The sequence below is a fragment of the Rhodothermales bacterium genome (genome assembly GCA_013002345.1).
GTDB lineage: Bacteria > Bacteroidota > Rhodothermia > Rhodothermales > JABDKH01 > JABDKH01.
The window spans coordinates 1-8,652 of the sequence record JABDKH010000365.1 but is presented as its reverse complement, the minus strand read 5'-3'; the positions used below and the strand labels follow the sequence as shown (position 1 = coordinate 8,652).

The 8,652-nt window shown below is 57.5% G+C and carries 7 protein-coding genes; 4 read left to right on the top strand and 3 right to left on the bottom strand.

The genetic code is table 11. The annotated features are described in order from the left end of the window. Positions 1 to 153: 153 nt before the first annotated feature. Positions 154 to 1,737, bottom strand: a complete 1,584-nt coding sequence (locus HKN37_17295) for a hypothetical protein (GenBank protein ID NNE48410.1) — start codon at positions 1,735 to 1,737, stop codon at positions 154 to 156. Next, positions 1,730 to 4,420: a protein kinase gene (locus HKN37_17290; GenBank protein NNE48409.1), complete on the bottom strand. Its 2,691-nt coding sequence runs from the start codon at positions 4,418 to 4,420 to the stop codon at positions 1,730 to 1,732. The genes HKN37_17295 and HKN37_17290 overlap by 8 nt, the downstream gene beginning before the upstream one ends. 152 nt (positions 4,421 to 4,572) lie before the next feature. Between HKN37_17290 and HKN37_17285 the strand changes: the two genes are divergently transcribed. Next, a complete protein-coding gene (locus HKN37_17285; protein ID NNE48408.1) occupies positions 4,573 to 5,541 on the top strand; it encodes a hypothetical protein in 969 nt (322 codons plus the stop codon). Between the two features lie 31 nt (positions 5,542 to 5,572). Here HKN37_17285 and HKN37_17280 read toward each other — a convergent pair whose 3' ends face one another. Continuing rightward, positions 5,573 to 6,154, bottom strand: a complete 582-nt coding sequence (locus HKN37_17280) for a hypothetical protein (protein ID NNE48407.1) — start codon at positions 6,152 to 6,154, stop codon at positions 5,573 to 5,575. Positions 6,155 to 6,375: 221 nt separating this feature from the next. On the opposite strand from HKN37_17280, the gene HKN37_17275 reads away from it, so the two are divergent. The 3 genes from HKN37_17275 (at position 6,376) to HKN37_17265 (ending at position 8,474) form a co-directional block, all read left to right on the top strand. After that, positions 6,376 to 6,648 carry a DUF2277 domain-containing protein gene (locus HKN37_17275; protein ID NNE48406.1) on the top strand — a complete coding sequence of 91 codons (273 nt, stop codon included), beginning with the start codon at positions 6,376 to 6,378 and terminating at the stop codon, positions 6,646 to 6,648. 210 nt (positions 6,649 to 6,858) lie between these two features. Then, positions 6,859 to 7,764 carry a DUF4397 domain-containing protein gene (locus HKN37_17270; GenBank protein ID NNE48405.1) on the top strand — a complete coding sequence of 302 codons (906 nt, stop codon included), beginning with the start codon at positions 6,859 to 6,861 and terminating at the stop codon, positions 7,762 to 7,764. Positions 7,765 to 8,027: 263 nt separating this feature from the next. Further along, positions 8,028 to 8,474: a hypothetical protein gene (locus HKN37_17265; protein NNE48404.1), complete on the top strand. Its 447-nt coding sequence runs from the start codon at positions 8,028 to 8,030 to the stop codon at positions 8,472 to 8,474. The last annotated feature ends 178 nt before the right edge of the window (positions 8,475 to 8,652 follow it).

The following is an 8,652-nucleotide window of genomic DNA, read 5'->3' as shown; positions in this document are numbered from 1 at the left end:
GTGTGTGGACGCTGTATGGTTATGTCGGGGATTCATTCGCGTGGTTGTGCATCGCCGGAATCGTCTCCGCGGCGCTGGTTACGTTGCGCGAACGTTTCTCGCCGAAACGCGAGTCGCACACGTCCAGGTCGTGACACGCCCTCCAGTCGACGCTCAGTCACCTCTAGAGAAGCTCTCCTTGATCTGCGCGGCCACGCGTGCGTAGAAGTCGCGAGCCGTCGAATCCGGCTCGGTCATCAAGAGAACCTCTGTTCCACGTTCTCGAGCATGGACATTTTCGACACGCCCCACAACTCGTGACGCGCCGAAGAGACTGTCGAATACAGTTCCCGGATCATCGCTGACGTATATGAGCGTCGATATAGTTTGCGGGAGACTGTCGGGTGCCCAGAGCCTGTAGCTGTCACCGAAGCTAATCACGTCCGGAAGACCGCGCCCACGCCCGTAGTACTCGATTGCACCCGCCTGCCCGTAGTTTTCGGCGAAGATGACGGTCCCGACCGCATCTTCGGCCTCCGCGTGTGCCTCTATCGCAAGTTCTGCTAACTCCTCCCACCCCAACATATCTGCATAGTCCTGCGGAAGGTCGTGCAAGATTCCTGTTTCCCAGACAAGTGGCGCGTTGACGCCGGTCCGCTGAACGAAGGATTTGCCGTAGCTGAGCATCGAGTCGACCGGCAGATATGGCGTCGAGAAGGGCGACGCCAAGACACCCAGAACCAACGCCAGCAATGCCAGCGACCATCGCACCGCACCGTGTGCCGCCTCGAGCCAGACACCTGCGGCAGCGAAGAGCATCGGGTACGCACCCAGCGTGTAGTAACTCTTCCCGCGGAGGACGAGAAGCAGCAACACAACGAAGACAAACGTAACCGCGAGAAGTCGGTATCGCCGTCCTTTCTTGCCAAAGAGCCATAGCAGGCCTCCCATCCAGAACAGCGTGACGGGAAGATGTATGAGAAGCTGCCCGGTCAAGAAATCCAGGCGAAGCACGTTAACGAGCTGAGTTTCGGAAAGCTCGCGCATATGTGCCAGAACAGGCCAGCCATGACTTATCTGCCAGAGCAGGTTTGGTAAGACAAGTAGAGCCGCTAGAATCATCGCGAATAGCACGTGGCGTGACAATAATTGACGCCTGTGCGAGGAGAAGGCGACCGCAGCGAACAGCGCGATCACAAAAAAGATGATCGAGTACTTGTTCAGCAATCCAACGCCCACGACGATTCCAAGACCCACGAGCCAGCGAGAATCGGACGTCGTCAGATACCGGACAACAACCCATGCGAGCAACGTCCACATTAGGATGTCGAACATGACCGGCTGGAACAACGATGCCGGCCGGAGCAGACCCGGCGACACGACGAACGGCAAACATGCGATGGCCGTCGCGACCGTCCCTCCGCCCAGGTCGCGCACCATGGCCGCCGTCAGAAACAGGGTGCCGGCCAACGCCGCGAGCGGAAATAGCCTAACCACAAACAGACTAGAACCCGTCACGTTCTCAGCAACCCAGCCAAGTGCACCGATCAGCGGTGGATTCGACCAGTAGCCCCAGTCCACGTGTCGCCCCATGGCCAGATACAGGAACTCGTCGCGGTGGAAGCCCCACGAGCCCTGGGCGGCCACCAGCAGAAGGATTGCGACGATGGAAAAACCCGACACGACGAGCCACCACGACCGTCGCGCATCCACAGGTTCTACCAACCCAGTCGGCGTCGCTGTAAGAGACTTAATCACTACTAGATGGCGGCGCGATCCGTTTCAACTCCTCCGACCAGTTGAGCACCAGATCAAACGTCGAAGACGTAGTGCCCCGGCGACTGCTCGGAGGCGCAGCTACCAGAATCCTGCCTCCGTTCGGATGGAGCGCAAAGAACGGGAATCCTTCGGCTCGATGCACGAGTTCGGACGGACCAAGCATCTTGAATCCCGTTTCATACTCGACGGGGACGCGATAGATGGAGCGAAAGTCCTGATAGTAGATGTATTTCCCGTCCGGCGACCACTGTGGCAGGAAGCCCCAATTTGGGCTCACGCGGATGAGGCCACCCGTTTGAAGATCCCGGACATGAAGGCGCCAGTCTACGCCTAACCAATCATCCTGCCAGATATCGTAGGCGATGTATCGTCCATCCGGTGAGAAACTGGCGGTAAAGTGGTTCCACGAGGATGTATCGACCGGCGTAGTGCCGCCCGACTCTAAGTCAAGCAGCTGCAGGTCGGAGTTCGCTCTGAAATCGTTCTCGTCATCGCTCAGACCGAGGACAAGATACCTTCCATCTCGAGACATTCCGGCCAGGAAGCGCGCGGACGTGTCGATCGCCTCCTCAGGGCGGGACCGGTCGAGGGGTTGCCGGATGGGCATTGAATAACCGTCGCGCGCAGCCGTCATCATGACGTCGCGTCCATCTGCCGACCACATCGCGACTGTACCCTGCGAGTTGATTTGATCCCGCATCCCTGTATTCAAGTCGTAGACATATATGTCAGAAAAATTGGCCACCGGGTCTACCCCGGCAAGAACCTTTGATCCGTCGGGAGATATCTGTATGCCCTGATAGACCTCCAGAGCGAAGGCTAGTGTGTCGAGGACACGTCCTTCTTCAGATATCCAGTAAAGGGACTTGTGACTTTCTTGTCCGGACTCTGCTCCGGTGTAGGCCAGCGAGCCATCAAGACCGATACCGTAGGTCCAGAATCCGGTTCGTCCGATGACAGGCACCGCCGGCCCCAGCAGACGACCGGTTCCGGCGCCAATCGGCCGCGCGAGTACCTGCCCGTCGATATCTCCCTGTGCATACACGAGGTGGCCGCTGGGCGCATAGGCCGCGGCCGCCGCTCCCTCTACGAGGATTGACCGGTCACCCGTGTTTAAATCCACCAGCGCCAGATCCTGCGGTTTTCCGACTTCATTGTAGTCCACCGTTACAACAAGAAATCGACCGCCCGGAAGCAAGCACGGAAAGAGGACTGCGCTCTCGTTCCGATCCGCTCGTGGCGAGACGATGGGTTCGGGCGGACCGCCGTCAAGCGACTTGCGATAGATTCGGCGCGCGTATTGAAACATCACTTCCGTGTTCGACATCCAGACAGGAACGAAGCCGCTATCGGCTAGGACTGCGGGGGTTCCGTCCGGGACAAGTACGGCGGCGATACCTACCTCTCTCTCAAACACCAGCCAACGACCATCCGGTGAGAATTCCGACAGGCGGCTGTTTTCCGACTGCGTGATCGCGTTCGTCGCTCCAGTCGTCATGTCGTGCAACCAGAGTCGACCTTGACTCCCTACGGGCGCAGACGAGAAAGCAATGAAGCGGCCGTCAGACGACAGGGACGGGTGGGAAATCTCCGCGTGTCCAGGTAGTTGAACGCCGAGTCGTCGGACAACCGGTGCGGGCGGCTCGTCGGCCCGAAATGCGAACATGGCGGCAAGAAATCCAACCGCCAGAGCCCCGACAACCACAGCCACCATGACCGGGAATGAAACGCGCCGTTCAGACGAAACAGACGTGCCATCGGCCCGACCAACTGGGAGTTCCACAGCAGCTGACACGCTTGAGCGCGACGAAACGCGCGTCATCCCTGATCCGGAGAGGTCGGTTGTTCGCAGATCAACCGCAATCTCACTGGCCGACTGATACCGGTCGTCCGGATCGGCCGCCATGCACTTGGATACGATCCACTCGAGCGCCATTGGCACACCCGAACGCACCGCCGTGATCGGCTCCGGATCCTGATTGAGAATGGCGTAGACGACGGCCTGCTCGTAATCGCCCGGAAACGGTACACGGCCCGTGATCATCTCGTATAGCACCGCACCCAGCGACCAGATGTCGCTGCGACGATCCACTTCCTCCCCGCGCGCCTGTTCCGGGCTCATGTAGGCCACCGTTCCAAGCGTCGATCCCATCCGCGTGAGTTTGGTGGATGCGGCCGTCTTCGCCAGCCCAAAATCGAGAATCTTCGGAATGCCGCCTGATGTCAGCATCACGTTGCCGCCCTTCACGTCACGATGAACAATGTTGTTCTCATGCGCAACGTGAAGCCCCGCTGCAACATCTGCGGCGATTCGAACCGCCTCTTTCAGTGGGAGGGGCCCCTCGGCCGTACGATCCGCCAGCGTTCCGCCATCCACATACTCCATCGCAATGAATGGATGTGAGACCCCGTCGGCGTCCTCGGTTTCGTCGATCTCGTAGACGTGCGCGATGTTCGGGTGATTCAGCGCAGCAGCAGCGCGCGCCTCTCGATAGAACCGTGCCCTGTCATCTTCCGAAATGAGTGCGTGCGGCGGCAGCACTTTCAGCGCGACGCGTCTGTCCAGCTTGGTGTCCTGCGCGAGGTATACCAGGCCCATGCCGCCCGCTCCGAGCTTCTCGATGATCTCGAAATGCGATATAGTCTGTCCGGGCTTGATCATTGCTGGACTTCCGTTCGGTACTGGATGCGCGGGTGCAGGGAGCCGAGCGCCCAAAGTAACGGGATTGGGGCACAAAGGGTAACCTCGGCAATAAAACGTCCGTATGCCGCGTTGACAGAGTCCGCTCCCCATTCACCTGCTCCTCCGCCACCATGGTTTCCACCTTGAAAGAGTACGGACTGATAGTCGTCGTAATCGCAGCCGCGATGGTGGGCTATCTCTTCTACAACTACAACAAGGAAGCTGTAATCGACTATGCGCTTGATAATATTGGCGAGCGCCTGGTCCAGCTTCTCGACAGTGAGTCTAATCAGAATGCTGTTCGCCAGAGGTTCGCGACACTCAAAAGCCGCATCCTCGATGAAGAGGTTGAGTCAGCGGCCGTTGAACAGATGGCAGCGAATGTTCTCAATCTGAGTGCCGCGGGCGCGCCGATTACAATGGACGAAGCCGAGTTGCTCCTCAGCGAAGTGTACGAGTACCAAGTACAGGCTGAGGCCATCGCGGCTGAGGTCGATGTCGCGGTGCAGGTAGACAAAAGCGCCCCGAAGGCGGCCAGAGCAAAAGCCGGTACAAAGAAGGTGCAGATCGAGTTAGAAGACCTCGGGACTCATCTTGCGAGCATTATCAAGGCCGAAGAGGATCTGAGGCGCGCCGCGACCGCGGCTGGTCCGACAGCTCCGCTCCCGCCGTTTGTTATTGCCTCATCCGAACAGGGACTGCGTTTTCATATCGACAGTATGATGGTGGAGGTCTTCGCCAAGAAGGCTGCGCCCAAAAGTATCCAAGAACTCGAAAAGCACAAGATGATCGTCTGGGAGAAGCATCTGGCAAAAAAACGGAAGATGAGCCACGAGAAATCTCTAGCTGAACTCAAGCATGTCCAGAAGCATCTGGAGAAAGCGATGGAGATGCGGGACATCGCCATTTCTCAGACCGGCACGGAGATGGAGATTTCCATCTCCCTCGCACCCGAGATGATCGAGAAGATTCGAGTGATCAAGGAGCTCGAATCGAAGGGCGTCTGGGTAGGATCAGTACCCGACTCGGTGAAACGCATCGTGATCAGCGGCCCCACTGGCACCGACGTGACCGTGCTGACCGGCGAAGGTTCGGGTTGACGGGATCAGATCGAATTGAGCTGCTCGGAGACTACTGGGCGTCGTCCTCCTCGGCACCCTGGTTCTCAATTCGCTCCATGAAGGGCGCGACGGCTCGCTTGTCGTCGTCGGATACGTCCTCAAAGATCTGCATCACCTCTGCGGATGTATCCAGCATCTTCCGCATCGCTTCCTTCTGACCTTCATCCATCGGACTGTCGTCGATCTGTTTGAGGGCCTTCTTCATCGCAGCGGCGCGCTCGGAAGCTGTCGCGTCGTACTTGAGCGCTGCGAATGCCTGCATCGTTCGTGTGCCGGTGTTCGCCCACGACTCCAGGTCGCCGAAGCCATGTCGCTTCACGATCTGCGTTACTTCGTCGAGCGTTTCCTGTCCATGGAGTCCCGCGATAATGCCTGCGTAGGCGGCAGAATAATCATCCGCCTCGTCAGGACTCTCAATGCTTTCCAACGTCCGATTATTTTGATCTGCCCATGCCTCCATATCCATCAAAGCGTCGAGAAACCCCTCCACGTGTTGAGGCTTCAGCGGACCGGGAGTTTGCGGCTGCGAAAAAGCCGGAGTGGCAACAAGAATCGCAAGCAGAGTGAGCAGCGTTTTGTGGTAGATCTTCATGGCATGAGCCCGTTGAGTTCGTTCGAAAGTTGTCTAGAACGCTCAGTGATGCTGTAAAAATAGCGCGCGGGCGTCCGCGGATCTTCCCTTCAGTTTCGTCAAATCCGGCAAACGCAAGCAACGATATTCAACGTTCTGGCTGCGAGAAAGTTGACATCGTTCATCGTTTGCCGAACCTTTGCAGGCGGGGACTATTCGTTCAGTAGAGGCGCAGTAAGCTGATGTGCAGAAACATCAAGACGCTTTACAATTTCGAGCCGCCAGCAACCGAAGAAGAGATCCGTGCTGCTTCTCTTCAGTTCGTCCGTAAAATCAGCGGCTTCAGGAAGCCCTCGAAAGCGAACGAACAGGTCTTTAAGGAGACGATCGATGAAGTCACGAACGCGACGGGCAGGCTTCTCAATTCACTGGTGACAAATGCTCCCGCACGAAATCGGGAAGTAGAGGCAGCGAAGGCACGGGAGCGGGTCGCAAAGAGGTTTGGACGGACGTAGAGAAAGCTCTCTCGCAACAGTCGCGGTCGGCACACTGGAGCAACACGGGACGAACAGCGCCGCGCGCTTGCCCGGAACGAGCCACTTAAGACACCTGGGAGAGACTCGATACAACAGGATTCGGACCAATATCGGGCGGTTTTGACGACCTGGTCAGATTCAGATGTTATATTTATGCGACCAAGGCCCAATCACTAAATCTGGTATTACATGAAAATTACTTCATCCATTTTTGCACTGGCGTTAGTGCTGTCAGCATGCTCGGACGCGGTTGTGAATCCTGCCGGTGACGCAGTGAGCAGCCCCGACGTCGAAGGGCAGTACGAGCTGGCAGACATTCAGCGTGCGCTCGACATGACGCAGGGAGTCGCGGAGTTTCAGGTCATCCACAACGCCGATGACCCGAAGGCCCGGAATGTCGATGTGTACGTAGACGGAATGCGCGCGCTCAACAACTTTCACTACCGGAAGGCAACCCCCTTCATTCCGCTACCGACGGATTTCGAAGTGGCGGTCGCCCGACAGAACAGTAAGAGTGTTGATGACGCAATTGCCGTGTTTCCGTTTGCCGACCTGATGGATGGTGGTAGATATCTCGTAGTTGCGGACGGCGTCCTGCCGTCGTGGAGATTCGGACCAACCGACGGTATCGGTTTTAATCTGTACCCCTATCTCGTAGAGGATGTGGAATGTGAGGGTGTGCGCATGATCGGTTTCCACGGAATCACGGACGCTCCCGCGGTCAATGCGGTTGTTCGGGGTGTTGGTGTGGTCGGTGGAGACGTGTCCTATGGACAGTTTGCCGAAGGATGCGTCCCCGTAGGCGAGTACACCCTGGATGTGACTCCGGCAGGCGCCAACGACGTTATCGTTGCATCCTTCACGGCAGATCTGAATGGTCTTGAGGGCCAGACGGTGACGGTACTGGCTTCAGGCTTCCTGTCGCCACCTCCGGGACCCACAATCGCGCTTGTCGTCGTCTACGAAGACGGCACGTCGAAGACGATCTCGCCGTTGGATGATGACGACGATGACGACGATGACGATGACGATGATGACGAGGAGGAGGAAGAGGAAGAGGAGGAAGAGGAAGAGGAAGAGGAGGGTACCGACTGATCGATTGATCACAGCATCGATACAATGGGACCCCGGGATCCAGCGCGATTCCGGGGTTTCTTGTTTTCGAGCTTCGCGCCAGCACTCAGACTTCGTGTGGTCGAGAGTCCGGGCCAGCCACAGCTCGGAACCGTTCATCGGCATGCCCGCTTATCAGGAACCCCATAGCGTTCCCCGTTTCACATTATCCCCCAGCCCGTAAATTGGCCGCGACCCTCGACCCGGTCTGCATTCTGTCAACACAAAGAACACCTGCTCAGCCCATGAAACCCCTCTCTCTCTGGCTAATCGTACTGAGCGTACCGGCCGCATTTCTCTTTCAGGCCTGCAGTCCAAAGCAGGCGTCGGTTCGGTCGACGCGCTATCGGGAATTTCGCATGGGAGAGGCGGAGCGATATCATAAACCGATCAATCTCCAGATAGGATGGTTCCCATACGAGGAGTCCAGGATGGAACGCATGGAGAATGGCGATCTAGTGGTAATGAAAGACTCTCTGATGACTACGGGAGCGATGCCTGCGATCGTTGTCTCCTACACGGACACCACTCACCTGGTGTGGCTTGACGTTGATACCGACGACGCCCTTCTCGGACAACTCATCAAGTATTCTCTGATGACAGAGGCACCGATATCCGAGCCGTTCAGTGAGTATCTCCAGGCAGTAGATTGTTCGGACTGCCATCCGAAGGGTCTGAATATTCGAAGGTAAACCCGACCATACTGGTCGCGGTGTACGTGGACGTCCGGCCCGGTAACGGCGGGAGTGAACGTTGTCAATTCGGTAAAGAGTTGGGTATATGTGGCCCGGGTGAGGTTCTGGGGATGTAGCGCGCAGGTTTGCTCGATGGATGTCGCCTGATGTTCATCGCATCTTGACGATCTCGGCG

Excerpts from the sequence above, each read along its gene's own strand:
- HKN37_17285 (NNE48408.1), top strand. The coding sequence starts at position 4,573 with ATGGTTTCCACCTTGAAAGAGTACGGACTGATAGTCGTCGTAATCGCA.
- HKN37_17280 (NNE48407.1), bottom strand. The coding sequence starts at position 6,154 with ATGAAGATCTACCACAAAACGCTGCTCACTCTGCTTGCGATTCTTGTT.
- HKN37_17265 (NNE48404.1), top strand. The coding sequence starts at position 8,028 with ATGAAACCCCTCTCTCTCTGGCTAATCGTACTGAGCGTACCGGCCGCA.
- HKN37_17290 (NNE48409.1), bottom strand. The coding sequence starts at position 4,420 with ATGATCAAGCCCGGACAGACTATATCGCATTTCGAGATCATCGAGAAG.
- HKN37_17270 (NNE48405.1), top strand. The coding sequence starts at position 6,859 with ATGAAAATTACTTCATCCATTTTTGCACTGGCGTTAGTGCTGTCAGCA.
- HKN37_17275 (NNE48406.1), top strand. The coding sequence starts at position 6,376 with ATGTGCAGAAACATCAAGACGCTTTACAATTTCGAGCCGCCAGCAACC.